Annotated in this window: 16 protein-coding genes; 2 read left to right on the top strand and 14 right to left on the bottom strand. The window is 65.8% G+C overall.

Annotated elements, in window-relative coordinates; translation table 11 throughout:
• Positions 1–10: 10 nt before the first annotated feature.
• The gene (locus tag U5A65_RS09690) at positions 11–1,417 is read right to left on the bottom strand and encodes a hemolysin family protein (RefSeq protein WP_321946122.1); all 1,407 of its coding nucleotides are present in this window, start codon (positions 1,415–1,417) and stop codon (positions 11–13) included.
• A gap of 85 nt (positions 1,418–1,502) precedes the next feature.
• The gene (locus tag U5A65_RS09685; RefSeq protein ID WP_321946121.1) at positions 1,503–2,270 is read right to left on the bottom strand and encodes a HAMP domain-containing sensor histidine kinase; all 768 of its coding nucleotides are present in this window, start codon (positions 2,268–2,270) and stop codon (positions 1,503–1,505) included.
• Positions 2,271–2,424: 154 nt separating this feature from the next.
• Between U5A65_RS09685 and U5A65_RS09680 the strand changes: the two genes are divergently transcribed.
• Both U5A65_RS09680 and U5A65_RS09675 read left to right on the top strand, forming a co-directional pair.
• Entirely contained in the window at positions 2,425–2,766 is a 342-nt protein-coding gene (locus tag U5A65_RS09680) for an FKBP-type peptidyl-prolyl cis-trans isomerase (RefSeq protein WP_321909774.1), read from the top strand.
• A gap of 54 nt (positions 2,767–2,820) precedes the next feature.
• Positions 2,821–3,624, top strand: a complete 804-nt coding sequence (locus U5A65_RS09675; RefSeq protein ID WP_321933851.1) for an AraC family transcriptional regulator — start codon at positions 2,821–2,823, stop codon at positions 3,622–3,624.
• A gap of 15 nt (positions 3,625–3,639) precedes the next feature.
• On the opposite strand, the gene U5A65_RS09670 is transcribed toward U5A65_RS09675, so the two are convergent.
• From U5A65_RS09670 to truA, 12 genes are all read right to left on the bottom strand, one after another.
• Positions 3,640–4,515, bottom strand: coding sequence for an MOSC domain-containing protein (locus U5A65_RS09670; protein ID WP_321946120.1), 876 nt, complete (start codon positions 4,513–4,515; stop codon positions 3,640–3,642).
• A gap of 87 nt (positions 4,516–4,602) precedes the next feature.
• Complete coding sequence (locus tag U5A65_RS09665) at positions 4,603–5,799, bottom strand: O-succinylhomoserine sulfhydrylase (RefSeq protein ID WP_321946119.1); 1,197 nt, start codon at positions 5,797–5,799, stop codon at positions 4,603–4,605.
• Positions 5,800–5,937: 138 nt separating this feature from the next.
• A complete protein-coding gene (gene purF / locus U5A65_RS09660; RefSeq protein ID WP_321933855.1) occupies positions 5,938–7,482 on the bottom strand; it encodes an amidophosphoribosyltransferase in 1,545 nt (514 codons plus the stop codon).
• A 124-nt stretch (positions 7,483–7,606) separates the two neighbouring features.
• On the bottom strand, positions 7,607–8,101 hold the full coding sequence (locus U5A65_RS09655) for a CvpA family protein (protein ID WP_201696134.1): 495 nt from the start codon (positions 8,099–8,101) through the stop codon (positions 7,607–7,609).
• A 7-nt stretch (positions 8,102–8,108) separates the two neighbouring features.
• Positions 8,109–9,035, bottom strand: a complete 927-nt coding sequence (locus U5A65_RS09650) for an SPOR domain-containing protein (RefSeq protein WP_321946117.1) — start codon at positions 9,033–9,035, stop codon at positions 8,109–8,111.
• A 62-nt stretch (positions 9,036–9,097) separates the two neighbouring features.
• Entirely contained in the window at positions 9,098–10,408 is a 1,311-nt protein-coding gene (gene folC, locus U5A65_RS09645) for a bifunctional tetrahydrofolate synthase/dihydrofolate synthase (protein ID WP_321909787.1), read from the bottom strand.
• Between the two features lie 189 nt (positions 10,409–10,597).
• Positions 10,598–11,470 carry an acetyl-CoA carboxylase, carboxyltransferase subunit beta gene (gene accD, locus U5A65_RS09640; protein WP_321909788.1) on the bottom strand — a complete coding sequence of 291 codons (873 nt, stop codon included), beginning with the start codon at positions 11,468–11,470 and terminating at the stop codon, positions 10,598–10,600.
• Between the two features lie 130 nt (positions 11,471–11,600).
• Positions 11,601–12,410 (bottom strand): tryptophan synthase subunit alpha, encoded by an 810-nt coding sequence (gene trpA, locus U5A65_RS09635; protein WP_321933861.1) that lies wholly within the window; start codon positions 12,408–12,410, stop codon positions 11,601–11,603.
• A gap of 53 nt (positions 12,411–12,463) precedes the next feature.
• Positions 12,464–13,375 carry a site-specific DNA-methyltransferase gene (locus U5A65_RS09630; RefSeq protein WP_321909792.1) on the bottom strand — a complete coding sequence of 304 codons (912 nt, stop codon included), beginning with the start codon at positions 13,373–13,375 and terminating at the stop codon, positions 12,464–12,466.
• A 21-nt stretch (positions 13,376–13,396) separates the two neighbouring features.
• A complete protein-coding gene (gene trpB, locus U5A65_RS09625) occupies positions 13,397–14,590 on the bottom strand; it encodes a tryptophan synthase subunit beta (RefSeq protein WP_321909794.1) in 1,194 nt (397 codons plus the stop codon).
• A 77-nt stretch (positions 14,591–14,667) separates the two neighbouring features.
• A complete protein-coding gene (locus U5A65_RS09620; protein ID WP_321909795.1) occupies positions 14,668–15,348 on the bottom strand; it encodes a phosphoribosylanthranilate isomerase in 681 nt (226 codons plus the stop codon).
• Positions 15,349–15,394: 46 nt separating this feature from the next.
• The gene (truA, locus tag U5A65_RS09615; RefSeq protein WP_321933863.1) at positions 15,395–16,210 is read right to left on the bottom strand and encodes a tRNA pseudouridine(38-40) synthase TruA; all 816 of its coding nucleotides are present in this window, start codon (positions 16,208–16,210) and stop codon (positions 15,395–15,397) included.
• Positions 16,211–16,219: the final 9 nt, after the last annotated feature.

The raw sequence follows: 16,219 nt of genomic DNA, 5'->3' as shown, positions 1-16,219 counted from the left end.
CGAGGCACGCTCAACCGCCTTCGTCGTCGAGATCTTTCGGATACACGCGCACGAGCACGATGCGCGGCCCCTTCATCTTCTTCACGACGATATCGAAGCGGTCGAACTCAACGCGCTGCCCTTCGGTGGGCAGATCGTTGAGCGCATGAATCACCAGACCGCCCACCGACTCCGCACGCCCTTCGTCGATATCGATGCCGAGCGCCTGTTCCAGCGACACCACGGGCAGGCTGCCGCGACCCATCAGCGTGCCGTCGTCCATGCGGGTCCAGTCGGTGTCGGCCTGGTGAAACTCGTCGTGAATCTGGCCTACGAGCGCGCCAAGCAGATTGTCGAGCGTGAGAAAGCCGAGCGGGCGCGCGCCCTTGTGCCCCACCAGCGCGAAATGCGGCGCACCTTTGCGAAAGCGGCGAAAGAGCGCCAGCGCCGGCGTATCGGGCCGCACGTACTGCACAGGGCGCACGAACTTGCCGAGATCGCTGAGTGCGTTGCCCGACTCGCGCGCAAGCAACAGGTCCTTCAGGTGGATGAGACCCGCCACGCGTTCGCCCGTCGCGTCTTCGAACAGCGGGTAGCGGCTGAAGCGATGGCGCGCCACGATTTGCATGTTCTCGCGCAGCGGCAGGTCGCGGCGCAAGCCCACCATTTCGTGCGTGGGCCGCATGAGGTCGGAAATGGTGAGGCGCGAAAAGTCGAGCGAATGGGCGAGCGTGTTCCATTCGTCGGCGTTATAGGCGTTCGCGGCTGGCGCGGGGAGCAGCGGCAGTGTGCCGTTTTTGCCGTTTGTACCCCGCTGCTCGTGCATTGACTCGTTCGCCTCGGCCTGTGCGGCGGCGCGGCGGCTGCGCAGGATCAGCTTGAGTTCGTCAGTCGAATAGTGCGTATCGTGGCCGTGCTCCGAGGCAAGGCCCGCGAGACGCAGCACCGCGTTTGCGCTCGAATTGAGCAGCCAGATCGCGGGATACATGGTCCAGTAGAAGCCGTAGAGCGGCATGGCCGTCCAAAGCGAAATCTTCTCGGCCTGGCGGATGGCGAGCGACTTCGGCGCAAGCTCCCCCACCACGATGTGCAGGAACGAGATCACCGTGAACGCGAACACCAGCGAAATGGCATGGACGAGTTGCGCCGATTGCACGCCTAGCAGTTCGAACACCGGCGCCAGCAATTGCGCGAACGCCGGCTCGCCGATCCAGCCAAGGCCGAGCGACGCGAGCGTGATGCCGAGCTGGCACGCGGAAAGATAGGCATCGAGCTGGCCATGCACCTTGGCGAGCAGCCGGCCGCGCAAGCCATGCTGCTGCGCGAGGCTCTGCACGCGCGTGGCGCGCAGCTTGACGAGGCCGAATTCGGCCGCGACGAAGAAACCGTTGAGGGCAACGAGCAGGAACGCCCCAATGAGGGCGAGAAGCTGGATCAAGACAAATGGCTCCGAAGGACGAAGCGCTCAGTATAAATGTGCAAGGTGGATGAAAGGCGATGACGCGCGCACTACGGCCTGCGGCTCACGCCCCGTTCAGCGGCGGCACATCCAACACCAGCGCCGTCTCCTCGCCCTCGCCCACGAGAGCCGGCGCCGCGAAGCGTCCGCCGTGCGCTTCGGCCACGCGCTGGCACAGCGCCAGCACCCAGGCGCAGCGCCCCGCTTCCTGCTGCTCGCTCGCCTGGGCGCGCGCGAACGGTTCCAGCACGTGCGCAAGCGCGTCGTCGGTGAGCGCCTGGCGGGTAGCGCGCCAGTTCACTTCCAGGTGGGCGCCGGCTGCGCTCGCGCTGGCCGCGAGCGTCACGCCCGTGCCTTGCGCGCTCGTTTCCGCCGCGAACACCAGCATCAGCCACAGCGCCTGTGCAATGCGTTGGCGGTCGCCGTCGAGCGTCACCGCGCCGGTCGCATCCTGCACCGCGAACGTCACGCCGCGCGTGTCGCCAAGCGCGGCGCGGGCATCTTCCACGGCTTCGCCGATCAGCGCCGCGACGGCAAACGGCGCGCGCTCGATGCGCAGCTTGCGCGTTTCGGCGCGCGTGGTGTCAACGAGCGTTTCCAGCAGCCGAACCTGCTGCTCCACGCCCGTGCGAATACCGCCCAGCGCGCGCTGCGCGGCGGCGTCGGCGCTGTCGATCTTGCGCTCGAGCACGTAAGCCCAGCTATGGATGGCATTGAGCGGGCTGCGCAGATCATGCGAGACGCGCGAGAGCACGTGGTCGCGCATGAAAAGCGCGGTCTCGGCGCACAGGCGCGCCGTGCGCTCGGTACGGTTTTGCGAAGTCGGCTCCATCTGATTCCTCTTATTGCGCCTCAAGCCGGGCGAGCGGTCCCCCATTATAGGCAGCGGCTAGCGAGCAACCGGCGTGCCCGGCAGGCTGCCGCCCGCCCCGGCCTGCAAAGCGCCTACAATAACGGGTTCAACTATTCGAATCAGGAGTTTTTCCATGTCTACCGTGACCACCGAATCCGGCCTCAAGTACGAAGACCTGACCGAAGGCACCGGCGCCGAAGCCAAGGCCGGCCAGACCGTCAGCGTGCACTACACCGGCTGGCTGACGGACGGCCAGAAGTTCGATTCGAGCAAGGACCGCAACGACCCGTTCGCCTTCGTGCTGGGCGGCGGCATGGTCATCAAGGGCTGGGACGAAGGCGTGCAGGGCATGAAGGTGGGCGGCGTGCGCAAGCTGACGATTCCGCCGCATCTGGGCTACGGCGTGCGCGGCGCAGGCGGCGTGATTCCGCCGAACGCCACGCTCGTGTTCGAAGTCGAGCTGCTCGAAGTTTGATGCCCGCTTGATGCTTTACAGCGCTCGCCTTTTTTGCAACCGCAACCGGTCATCATGAATCCGCATTACCACGCTCCCGTCACCGCGCCCGGCGTCGAATTGCGCCGCTACGGCGCGATCGAGGAAACCGATCTGCACGATTTTCACCAGATCGTGCTCGGCCTCGACGGCGAGATGGAGATGACCGTGAACGGCCAGGGCGAGCGCATCGACAGTTGTTCCGCCTGGCTCATTCCGGCAGGCGCGCGACACGATTACGTGGGCATTGGCGATAACCGCCAGCTCGTGCTCGACCTGCCCGCGGCCACGCTCGCGGTGCCCGAACGGCTGTTCGACAAGGCGCGCGCCGTGCGCCTCGACCCCGCGCTCACGCAGCTCGTGAGCCAGATCGCGCAGCGCGCCGCGATGGCCGCGCCGCCTCGCGACAGCGCCGACCTGCGCGCGCGGCGCTTTCACTGGGACGCCTCGGCGCGCCTGTGCGCGGCATTCATCGCGCAAACCGGCGTGGCCGCTGGCGAGCAGTTCAGCGCGGCGGCCGGGTTGGACTTTGCCCGTATCGACCGGTGGCTGCGCGCGCATCTCGCCCAGCCGTTGCGCATCGCCGATCTCGCCGCGCACTGCGGCTTCGGCATGCGGCGTTTTCATCAGCTTTTTATCGAAGCGTTCGGCGAAACGCCGCATCGCTACTTGCAGCGGCTGCGGCTCGACACCGCGCTCACCCTGCTCGCCGACCCGCGCGCCTCGCTCACCGACATCGCGCTCGAAGTGGGCTTCGGCGACCAGAGCGCGTTCACGCACGCGTTCACGCGCCGCTTCGGGCTCGCGCCCGGCCAGTGGCGCGCGCTGCCGCCACACTGAGCGCGCACGCGCCGCTCATTCCTCGAAGCGGTATTCCCACTGCGCGCGTGCGCCCACCGCCACGTGCTTGCCCGCGCCCGTCACCACCATCGCGTTCTGGCCGAACGTGAGGCCGCCGTCCACGCGCGGATCGGCGCGAAATACCTGCAGCGTGTCGAGCGGTTCCGTGGGCCATTGCGCGTCGCGCTCGCCCGTCTCCTGATCGATCGTCGTGATCGGGCAGCGCGCGCACGGCTTCACGAAACGCAGCACGATTTCCTCGCCGCCCGATGCGGATTCGATGGCGAGCGTGTCGATGAAATCTTCCTCGAATGCGTCGCCGATATCGCCGACCACGATGTTCGGACGAAAGCGCGCCATCGGCACGGGCGGTGCGCCCTTCGCCGCGAGGCGCGCGTTGAGGTCCGCGAGCGACGCCTCGCTCGTCACGAGAATCGGAAAGCCGTCGGCGAATTGCGTGGGCGCGTCTTCGCCGTTCGTCCACTTCCGGCTCGCAAGACGCGTCACGTCATGCGCGAAGCGCAGCAGGCGCACCGGCGCGCCAATCGCCTGCGTGAACCATTGCGCCGCGTGATCGCCCTCGTCGAGCGCTTCGAAGTCGTCGTCCCAGACCGAGGCCGGCACGCGCGCCTCGCCGCCGCGCGGCGCGAACGGCAGATGGAGCGCTTCGCTCATGCCTTTCATGGTGAGGCGCACGCCGTCTTCGACGAACGTGGGCACGATGCGCGCCATCGCCGCGTACTGGCGCTGCGTGACGAGCCGGCCATTTGCGTCGGCGACCATCCAGTGACGGTCCCACTCGATGCCCTTCAGGCCGAGCTGCGCATTGTCGAGCGCGATCGCGCCGCACGACTTCACGGGGTAGACGAACAACGCACGAACTGTGGGCATGGCGAACTCGCGGGAAAACAAGATGGAAATGGGCCGAACGGCGTTCGGCGCACGATCATACAACCGTTGTTTAAAAGAGCTTACTGCTTACTCCACCACATCAAGCCCGCGCGCCAGATCGTTACGCACGTCCTGGGCGTTTTCAAGGCCAACGGCGAGGCGAATCAGCCCTTCGGTAATGCCTGCCGCCGCGCGCGCTTCAGGCGTAATGCGGCCGTGCGTCGTCGTGGCCGGGTGCGTGATGGTCGTGCGCGTATCGCCGAGATTGCCGGTGATCGAACAGATCTTCGTGCCGTCGATCACGCGCCACGCGTTCGCGCGCTGCTGCTCCGCCGTATCGCCCTTCACTTCGAACGAGACGATCGCGCCGCCCAGCTTCTGCTGCCGCATGGCAAGCGCATGTTGCGGATGTGATTCGAGACCGGGATAGAAGACGCGCTTGATGGCCGGATGTGTCTCCAGCCAGCGCGCGATCTGAAGCGCGTTGTCCGACTGCTTCTCCACGCGCAGCGACAACGTTTCCATGCCCTTGAGCAGCACCCACGCGTTGAACGCGGAAAGCGTCGGACCCGCGGTGCGCACGAACGGAAACACCTTCTCCATGATGAACGCCTTCGAGCCCACCAGCGCGCCGCCCAGCACGCGGCCCTGACCGTCGAGGAACTTGGTGGCCGAATGCATCACCACGTCCGCGCCGAACTTGAGCGGCTGTTGCAGCGCGGGGCTGCAGAAGCAGTTGTCGACCACGAAGAGCGCGCCCGCCGCCTTGGCGATCTTGCTGACCGCCTCGATGTCGGCCACTTCGGTAAGCGGATTCGACGGCGTTTCGAGGAAGAACATCTTCGTTTCCGGGCGCACGGCGTGCTTCCACGCGTCGAGATCGGTCGGGTCGACGAAGGTGGTCGCGATGCCGAACCGGCTGAAGATCTGCGAGAACATGGCGAGCGTCGAGCCGAAAATGCTCTGCGAACTGACGATATGGTCGCCCGCCTGCAGCGCAGCCATGACCACCGACATGATCGCGGCCATGCCCGAAGCCGTGGCCATGCACGCTTCCCCGCCTTCGAGCGTGGCGAGGCGCTCCTGGAACATGGTGACGGTCGGATTCGAAAAACGCGCGTACGTATAGGCGGTTTCGGAGTTTTTGAAGCGCTCGGCGGCCTCTGCGGCGCTGCCGAAACAGAAGCTCGACGTGAGATAAAGCGCTTCCGAATGCTCGTTGAACTCGCTGCGCAGCGTGCCCGAGCGAACGGCCAGTGTGTCGAAGTTGAAGGTGTCGTCCATGTTCGAGTTCTCCTTGTCCTGAACCATCCTGCTTCAATCCTGCACGCACACGCGCAAAAAAGCCCGCTTTTGCATCGGCAGAAAGCGGGCTTTCGGATTCGGCGAGAACGCGAGCCTCACGCTCGCGTTTGCCGGGGATCACTCCACCGAGAGTTGCAGGTGCAGTTGCGAGCGGGAGCCGCCGTCCATCGCGTCGCTTGCGGCGTCGCGGTCCGACTGCGCCTGCGGTGCGAGGCGCGCCGTCTCGATGTTGTCGAGGTAAGTGCTCGTGATGTCGCCGGTGATGTAGTCGCCGTCGAAGCACGAAGCCTCGAACTCCTTCAACTCCGGATTGATATCGCGCACGGCCTGCTTGAGCGAATCCACGTCCTGATACACGAGGTAGTCCGCGCCGATGATGCGCGCCACTTCGTCATCGGTGCGGCCATGCGCCACGAGTTCGCCGCGCGTGGGCATGTCGATGCCGTAGACGTTCGGGTACTTCACGGGCGGCGCCGCCGAAGCGAAGATCACCTTGGTCGCGCCGGCGTCGCGCGCCATCTGCACGATTTCCTGCGAGGTGGTGCCGCGCACGATCGAGTCGTCGATGATCAGCACGTTCTTGCCCTTGAACTCGATGCCCATGGCATTGAGCTTCTGGCGCACCGACTTCTTGCGCATGGCCTGGCCCGGCATGATGAAGGTGCGGCCCACGTAGCGGTTCTTGAAGAAGCCTTCGCGGTATTCCACGCCGAGCTTGTTCGCAACCTGCATGGCAGCCGGGCGCGACGAATCGGGAATCGGCATGACCACGTCGATCTTCACGTCGGGCAACTCGCGCTTGATCTTCTCGGCGAGATAGTCGCCCATGCGCAGGCGCGCGTTGTACACGGGCACGCCGTCGAGCACCGAGTCCGGACGCGCGAGGTACACGAGTTCGAAGATGCAGGGGTTCAGCGTCGGCGCCGTGGCGCATTGCTGCGAGTGGAAGTTGCCGTCGAAGTCGATGAACACCGCTTCGCCCGGGCGAACGTCGCGCACGAATTCGAAGCCGATGCCTTCGAGCGCCACCGATTCCGATGCGAGCATCCACTCAGTGCCTTCCGGCGTTTCCATCTTGCCGATGCACAGCGGGCGAATGCCGAACGGGTCGCGGAACGCGAGCAGGCCGTAGCCGGCGATCAGCGAGACGATCGCGTAGGAGCCGCGCAGGCGGCGGTGCACGCCCGAAACCGCCTTGAACAGCGCCGCCGGATCGAGTTCGAGGCCGGTGGTGGCGAGCTGCACTTCGTGCGCGAGCACGTTGAGCAGCACTTCGGTGTCGGAATGTGTGTTGATGTGGCGGCGGTCCACACGGAACATCTCTTCCTTCAACTGTTGCCAGTTCGTGAGATTGCCGTTGTGGGCGAGGACGATGCCGAACGGCGCGTTCACGTAGAACGGCTGGGCTTCTTCTTCGCTCGACGCCGAGCCGGCCGTCGGGTAGCGCACCTGGCCGATGCCGCTGGTGCCGGGGAGGCTACGCATGTTGCGCGTGCGGAACACGTCGCGCACCATGCCGTTGGCCTTGTGCATATGGAACGTGCTGCCGTTCGCGGTGGCAATGCCGGCCGCGTCCTGACCGCGGTGCTGCAGGAGCAGCAGCGCGTCATAGAGGAGCTGGTTGACGGGAGAGCGGGAAACTACGCCTACGATGCCGCACATGGCAGGTCCTTCAAAAAAGCGAAATCGGTAGCGGGCCGCCCCGGCTTGCATCACCGGTCGGGCGCCGCAAATGGGCAGTGTTGCCGGGAAGCTTCGCCTCGCATCGCGTCCGATCAGTTTCTGATCAGACGTGAACGTAGGCCGCGAGCGCCTCGGGCAACAACGGTTTCAGTTCGAGCACGCCCTGCACGGCATAAGGCCGCAGCAGCGCGTGGCGCCAGAAGTCCTGCTGGGGCAGCTCGGTCAGCCCGCCAAGGACGACGAGGATCAGCACCAGCACGACGCCTCGCACGAGGCCGAACATCATCCCGAGCGAACGGTCCACGCCGGACAATCCGCTCACCTGCACCAGACGGCCGATCAGTGCGTTGCCCACGCCGGCCACGAGCACCACGGCAATGACGATCAGCGCAAAGGCGATCAGCCATTGAGTGAGCGCCCCGCCCGGCCAGTTCGCCGGAATCCAGGGCACCACGTGGTCCACGTAGCGGCAGGCCACGAGCAACGCCGCGATCCAGCCAATCAATCCAAAAATCTCGCCGATCAAGCCGCGCCACGCACCGCGCAGCGCCGACAGGCCGATCACCGCCATTACAGCGTAGTCGAATGCGGTGAACATCGACGGCTTATTCCGCGTTGGCGTTCGAGCCCGCCATCAGGCCGGCGCCGCGCACCTTGGCGATCGCCGCCGTAGCCGAGGCGCGGTCCGGGAACGGACCCGCGCGCAGCAGCGTGCGCGTCGTGCCGTCCGCTTCCTTACGTTGCTCGGTATATGCGGGTACGCCCGCCGCTTTCAACTTCGTGACCCAATTGTTCGCCGTCGTGCTGTTCGAGAATGCCCCGAGCTGCACGGCGAAACGCGCGCCCGGGGGCGCCGCCGGCGTGCTGGTTCCGGCTTTCGCGCCGTTGCCTTCGCTGGTGTCGTCGCTGTCGTTGGCGGCGGTCGTCGTCGGTTTGCTGGTCGCGGCGACGGCCGTGCTGGCCGAAGCCGCCGGCTTGGCAGCGGGCTTTTGCGCCTGCGCAGTTTGTGTCGATTGAGCCGGAGCGGTTGCCGCCTGGGCGGGCTTTATCGCTGGCGTTGCCGGCGTTTGATCCGTGTTCTGGGCGTTTTGCGTGGCCGCGGCGCCCGAAGCGGCCGCGAGACCCGATGCGCCAGGCGTCGCTTCGGCGGCTGCGGGATTGTCGGGGGCGACGCCGGCTTGCGTGTCTTCGGCGTCGTGTTGGCGCGCGGCGGCCTTGTCGGCCGGGCGGCTCGGAATGTCGATGGCGATGTCGTCGGTGACGGGCTTCGGGTGCGAATCGAGCACCATCGGCAGGATCACGATGGCCGCGAGCACCAGCGCGATCGCGCCGACGAGACGGCGGCGCGCGCGTTGCTTTTCAGGGAGCGTGGGGTCGAGCAGCATTGCCTCGGCGTCGCCAGACCGGTCCGGCCGGCGGCTGCGCCGCTCCACGCGCGCGCTCTGATTGCTGCGCCGGCTGGAGCCGGACTCGGTGCCGCGCCGGCGGGGCGCGTCAGCGTCATCTTTCTTGCCGAACGAGAAAATTCCCATGTATGGCTTGCTGTTGGCCTACCTGGCCTGTCTTACGTGGGCGGCGTGCGGGTGCCGGGCGGTCAGTGTTGCTGTGACTTTCGCCAGGCCATCACCCCGGCAACCGTCAGGAAACTTCCGAAAACAAGAATTCTATCATTTTCGGTAGCGCGTTTTAGCGCATCTTGAAACGCGGCAGCGGGGCTTTCATAGCGCGTCACGCTGCTGTCGGGGCCGTCCGTCACGCCCGCTTCGCGCAGCACTTCTTCGAGCTGTTCGGCTGTAGCCGCGCGCGGCAGCGGCAGATCGGTCACGCACCAATGGTCGATCTCGCCCTTCAGGTGCTCGATCACGCCCGCAATGTCCTTGTCGCGCATCGCGCCGAACACGGCGTAGGTGTACGGGAAATAGCCCATGCTGCCGAGGTTCTGCCCCAGCACCGCCGCCGCGTGCGGGTTGTGGCCGACGTCGAGAATGATCGAAGGCTTGCCCGGCAGCACCTGGAAGCGGCCCGGCAGTTCGACGTTGGCGAGGCCGAGGCGAATGTCCTGCGCGGAAACCGGCAGCCGGTCGCGCAGCGCCTCGAGGCCTGCGAGCGCAGCCGACGTGTTGATCAACTGATTCGCGCCACGCAGCGCAGGATAGGCGAGCGCCGAGCGTCGCATCGTCGGGCCCACGTAGCTCCATTGCTGGCGCTCGCTGCCCGGCTGCCCTTCGTAGCGGAAATCGCGGCCGAAGAGCCACAGTTCGGCGCCGATCGCCTCAGCATGGTCGATGAGCGACTGCGGGGCCATCGGGTCCGCGCAGATTGCGGGCTTGCCCGCACGGAAGATGCCGGCCTTCTCGAACGCGATCTTTTCGCGCGTGTCGCCGAGATATTCCGTATGGTCGAGGTCGATGCTCGTGATGATCGCGCAGTCGGTGTCGAGCACGTTGACGGCGTCCAGACGCCCGCCCAGACCCACCTCGAAGATCACGGCGTCGAGGCCGCGCGAGGCGAACAGATGCATGATCGCGAGCGTCGTGAATTCGAAGTACGTGAGCGTCACGGGCTTGGCGAGCGAATTGCGCGCCGCTTCGACGGCTTCGAAGTGCGGCAGCAGATCGGCGTCGCTGGCCTGCTGGCCGTCCACGCGCGCGCGCTCGTTGAACTCGAGCAGATGCGGCGAGGTGTGGCAACCCACGTGGTAGCCCGCCTTCAGCAGGATCGTTTCGAGAATCGCGCAGGTCGAACCCTTCCCGTTCGTGCCGCCCACCGTGAAGATCGGGCATGCGAACTTGAGGTCCAGCGCGTCCTTCACCTGACGGATGCGGTCGAGCCCCATGTCGATGCCGACCGGATGCGCGGTTTCAAGGTGCGTGAGCCACGCGTCGAGGGTGGGAAAGGTACTCATCGGGCTAGAAATTACCTGGTGCTGCGCGTGAGACGCCGCCTAAGGCGGCGGGTTCACACGAATGATCCGCTTCGAAAGAACGGCATTATCGCGGAAATGACAACGCGCCGCTTGCTTTCGCTCGCGGCGCGTTGGGTAAAGCGTTGCGGCTGCGGCTCTTGCGGCACCGCAGATCGCTCAATGCGAGGCTCAGGCCACCGCGTCGGCGGGCTGACGCTGCAGCAGCGCCAGCATTTGCGCGATTTCGTCGCGCAGCTTGCGGCGGTCCAGGATCATGTCGATCGCGCCCTTCTGCAGCAGGAATTCGGCGCGCTGGAAGCCTTCCGGCAGCTTTTCGCGCACGGTCTGCTCGATCACGCGCGGGCCGGCAAAGCCGATGAGCGCCTTCGGCTCGGCGATCACCACGTCGCCCAGGAACGCGAAGCTCGCCGAAACGCCGCCCATCGTCGGGTCGGTCAGCACGGAAATGAACGGCAGCTTGGCTTCGGCCAGTTTGGTCAGCATGGCCGTGGTCTTGGCCATCTGCATGAGCGAAAGCAGGCTTTCCTGCATGCGCGCGCCGCCCGAAGCCGTGAAGCAGATGAACGGCACTTGCTGCTCGAGCGCGTTTTGCGCGCCGCGCGCGAAGCGCTCGCCGACCACCGAGCCCATCGAGCCGCCCATGAACGAGAACTCGAAGCAGGCCACCACCACGGGCAGCGTGCGGATCGCGCCGCCCATCACCACCATGGCGTCGGTTTCGCCGGTATCGTCCATCGCCTCTTTCAGGCGGTCCGGGTACTTGCGGCTGTCCTTGAACTTGAGCGCGTCGACCGGAACGATTTCCTGGCCGATTTCATAGCGGCCTTCCGGATCGAGCAGGCCGTCCAGACGCTCGCGCGCGCCAATGCGCATATGGTGATCGCACTTCGGGCAAACGTGGAGATTCGCCTCGACGTCGTTGCGGTACAGGACCGCTTCGCACGACGGGCACTTGATCCACAACCCTTCCGGAATGCTCTTGCGGCTTTTCGGATCGGTTTGCTTGATCTTGGGCGGCAGCAGTTTGTCGAGCCAGCTCATTGATGTTCCTTCCTTGACCTTCGTGATGCGCGGGCGCGGCGGATCGGTCCCGTCAACCGATCGGTAAAACCGACCGGGTTCCGACCCCGACCGCGCATGGCGAAAAGTGGATTTTACAGCAGTCTCGGAACTAGCCGACAGAGACTTCGTCCAACGCCGTTCGAATGCCCGTGATGAATTGCGTGAGCGCGTCGGCGGCCGTTTCCGGCGCGGCCTGTTCGAGCAACTGGACAATGCGGCTGCCGATCACCACGGCGTCCGAAACCTGCGCGACGGCAGCGGCCGTTTGCGCATCGCGAATGCCGAAGCCCACACCCACGGGCAGCGAGACATGCTTCTTGATCGCCGGAATTTTACCCGCGATGCTCGAAACGTCGAGATTGGCTGCCCCCGTCACGCCCTTGAGCGAGACGTAGTAAACATAGCCGCTCGCCGCGGCGCCCACTTCGGCGATGCGCTCATCGGTCGAAGTCGGCGCGAGCAGGAAGATCGGATCGATGTCGGCGGCCTTCATCTTCGCCGCGAACTCGACCGACTCCTCGGGCGGATAGTCCACCACGAGCACGCCGTCCACGCCCGCTTCCTTTGCGGCCTGCGCGAACGCGTCGGCGCCCATGCGCTCGATGGGGTTCGCGTAGCCCATCAACACGACGGGCGTCTTGTTGTCGGTTTCGCGAAAGCGCTTCACGTCGGCGAGCACGCTCTTGAGCGTCACGCCCTTCTCGAGCGCGCGCTCGGACGACTGCTGGATCACGGGGCCGTCGGCCATCGGGTCCGAGAACGGCACGCCGAGTTCGATGACATCGGCGCCGCCGGCGGCCAGCGCGTGCATGAACTCGACTGTGCGCGCGGGATCGGGGTCGCCCGCCGTCATGAACGGGATCAGGCCTTTGCGGCCCTGGGCGGCGAGCGCCTCGAACGTGGTCTTGATACGGGACATTTCAGGGTCCTCAGCTTTTAGGCGTTACTGCGCGTGAGTCCGGCGGAGGCGCATCAGGCGCCGGCCGCGACGGCACTTGCGGCGGCCGCGCTGACGCGTTCGCGCGCGATCGCGCAGTAACTTTCGTTAATTTCATAGCCGACGAATTCGCGCTGTTGACGCGCGCAAGCCACTGCCGTGGTGCCGCTGCCCATGAACGGGTCCAGCACGCGGCCGCCCGGCGGGCAGCTCGCGAGCACCATGCGCTCGACGATCTCCAAAGGCTTCTGGGTGGGATGATCCACGCGCTCCGCGTGCTGGCGATGCAGACGCGAGACGGACCAGACGTCCTTGGGGTTGTAGCCGAGCTCCAGCCACTTGCTGCCTTCGAACAACTTGCGCGAACGCGCCTTCTTCGTGACGGCATCGTACGGGATGCGGACGGGATCGAGATCGAAGTAATAATCCTTCGAAACCGCGAAGAAACCGATGTTGTCGTGCACCGAGGTGAAACGGCGCGTCGTGCCGCCCATGCTGGGTACGCGACGATCCCAGACGATCTCGTTGATCATCGTGAGTTTCGACTTGAGATAGACGAAGATCTCGGGCGCGTACTGCCACGTGCAGAACACGTAGAGCGAGCCCGTGGGCTTGAGCTTCGGAATCGCCAGGTCGAGCCACTCATACGTCCAGGCGAGAAAGTTCTCGCCCGAACGCATGTCGGAGTCGTTGCCGTAGTCCTTGCCGAGCCCGTAGGGCGGGTCGGCGACGATCAGATCGATCGAGGCGTCGGGCAGGTTGGCTGCATCGGTCAGAAAATCGCGGTTCAGGAGCCGGATGGTTTCCGGCACGACCGGCACCGTGGGCAGCACGGCTGCGTTGGCGACCGCTTCGGCGGCTTCCAGAGCAGCCGCTTCTGCGTTCACCTCGGCATTCACCTCGCCCACGGGCGCCGGCACTTCCGGCTCGTCGAACTCGTCACGCATCGCTTACGTCGCTCCGGGCGCTCAGAACTGGATGCCCGATCGCTCGGCGACCGTGTGCATGTCCTTGTCGCCGCGGCCCGACAGGTTCACCAGCAGGATTTTGTCCTTCGGCAATGTCGGGGCGAGCTTCGCCGCGTAAGCGAGCGCATGGCTCGATTCGAGCGCGGGAATGATGCCTTCGATGCGGCAGCAGTCGTGGAAGCCCTTGAGCGCTTCTTCGTCGTCGATCGTGACGTATTGCGCGCGGCCGCTGTCCTTGAGCCACGCGTGCTCGGGACCCACGCCCGGGTAGTCGAGGCCCGCCGAAACCGAATGCGTCTCGATGATCTGGCCGTTCTCGTCCTGCAGCAGATAGGTGCGATTGCCGTGCAGCACGCCCACGGTGCCTGCCGCGAGCGAGGCGGCGTGACGGCCCGTTTCCATGCCGTCGCCGGCAGGCTCCACGCCGATCAACTGCACCGAAGTGTCCTCGATATACGGGTAAAAGATACCCATCGCGTTCGAACCGCCGCCCACGCAGGCGATCACGGAGTCGGGCTGGCGCCCCGTCATTTCGGGCATCTGCACGCGGCATTCGTCGCCGATCACGCGCTGGAAGTCGCGCACCATCATCGGGTACGGGTGCGGGCCCGCCACCGTGCCGATAATGTAGAACGTGTTTTCGACGTTGGTGACCCAGTCGCGCATGGCTTCGTTGAGCGCGTCCTTGAGCGTGCGCGAGCCCGACTCGACCGGAACCACGGTCGCGCCCAGCAGCTTCATGCGGTAGACATTGGCGGCCTGGCGGCGCACATCTTCGGCGCCCATGTAGACCACGCATTCCATGCCGAAGCGCGCCGCGATGGTCGCGGTGGCCACGCCGTGCTGACCCGCGCCGGTTTCGGCGATCACGCGCGGCTTGCCCATGCGCTTGGCGAGCAGCGCCTGGCCGATCACGTTGTTCACCTTGTGCGCGCCGGTGTGATTCAGGTCTTCGCGCTTGAGATAGATCTGCGCGCCGCCCAGCAGCTCGCTCCAACGCTGCGCGTGATAAATCGGCGACGGACGGCCGACAAAATGCTTCAACTCGCGCTCATATTCCGCGCGGAAGTCGGGATCGTCCTTGAATTTCGCGTAGGCGTCGCGCAGCTCGTCGATCGCCTGCATGAGGGTTTCGGCAGCGAATACGCCGCCATAGGGGCCGAAATGGCCGCGTTCATCTGGCAAATTGTACATAAGTCACTCGCTCGGCCGGACTTGGGAAGGCCCACGTTGCGTGGACCGTGCCGGCCAAAGGGGCATCCGCCCCGGATTCATCCCGCGTCCGCTTCGCGCACTGCGCGCACGAACGCCGCCATGCGGGCGTGATCCTTCACGCCCTTTGCGCCCGGAACCTCGATGCCACTGGAGACATCGACAGCGAACGGACGCACCTGGCGAATCGCATCACCGACGTTTTGCGCGTTCAAGCCACCACTCAAAACGGCCCGACGCGCGAGCCCTGCGGGAATAAGTGACCAATCGAAGACCTTTCCGCCGCCGCCGTAACCTTCGACATGGGTGTCGAACAAGAGGCCGCTGGCTGATGAATAACGATTAGCCGATTCTATCAAATCGGCCTGCTGAGTATCGGCCGCCACTCGCAGCGCGCGCAACCAGGGCAAACCGGCAACGGAAGCCAGCGACTCGCACTGCTCGGGCGTTTCGTCGCCATGGAACTGGAGCATGGTGAGCGAGACATTGCTCGCCACTTCGCTCATCCACTGCGGCGTGGCGTTCACGAAGAGACCCACGACCGAGACGAATGGCGGCAGGTCGTGCGTGAGCTCGACCGCCTGCGCCACGCTCACCGAGCGCGGGCTGGGCGGATAGAACACGAGGCCGACGGCGTCCGCGCCGAGATCGATGGCGTGCGCAAGCGCCTCGGGCGTCGAAAGTCCGCACAACTTGATGCGGGTGCGGTGCGCGGGGGCGGATGGCTCGGCTGACGTCATGATCGTAAGTGCGGTGTCGGTCTCGATGATTCAAGCAGGCGGCGCTTCAGGCGCGGCCTTCGGGCGCGTCGCTCCAGATCGCGCTCCACGGCACGCTGGCCGTATGCGGCCCAGGGACCGCGAACTCATCAGGATAGCCTACCTGGGCGAGATAGAGGCCGTCGGGCATGAAGGTCGGCGCGGCCACGGTGCGGTCGCGCCCCGCCAGCACTTCAGCCATCCACGCGGCCGGATAGCGCCCTCGCCCCACGGCCACGAGGCAACCCATCAGGTTGCGGACCATGTGGTGCAGGAACGCGTTGGCGCGAAAGCGGAAGTGGATGAAGTCGCCCTGCGGCCGGATATCGATCTGGTACAGATGCTTCACCGGCGTCTTCGCCTGGCACTCGGACGAGCGAAACGACGAAAAATCGTGCTCGCCGATGAGATGCGCCGCCGCCTCGCGCATGGCATCGACGTCGAGCGGCGTGTGGATCCAGCCCGCCCGGGCCGCCAGCATCGGCGAGCGCACGGGGTTCACGTAGAGCACGTAGTAGTACGTGCGCTCGAACGCCGCAAAGCGCGCGTGGAACGCGTCGGGCATCGGCTTGGCCCACTGCACGGCCACCGTGGAGGGCAGGAACGCGTTGGTGCCGCGCACCCACGAGAACGGCGTGCGGTCGAGATCGGTGTCGAAATGCACCACCTGGCCGAGCCCGTGCACGCCCGTGTCGGTGCGCCCCGCGACGATGGTGGACAGCGGCACGGTGGCGAACTCGCGCAGCGCGCGCTCGAGCGCGTCCTGCACCGTCTTGCCGTGCGGCTGCGACTGCCAGCCGCAGAACGCGGCGCCGTCGTACTGGATTCCTAGCGCGATACGCATACGGCTTGC

Source organism: Paraburkholderia sp. J10-1, from assembly GCF_905220165.1.
Lineage (GTDB): Bacteria > Pseudomonadota > Gammaproteobacteria > Burkholderiales > Burkholderiaceae > Paraburkholderia.
Note: the sequence above shows the minus strand (reverse complement) of the source record. Positions and strands in the feature narration are given on the sequence as shown.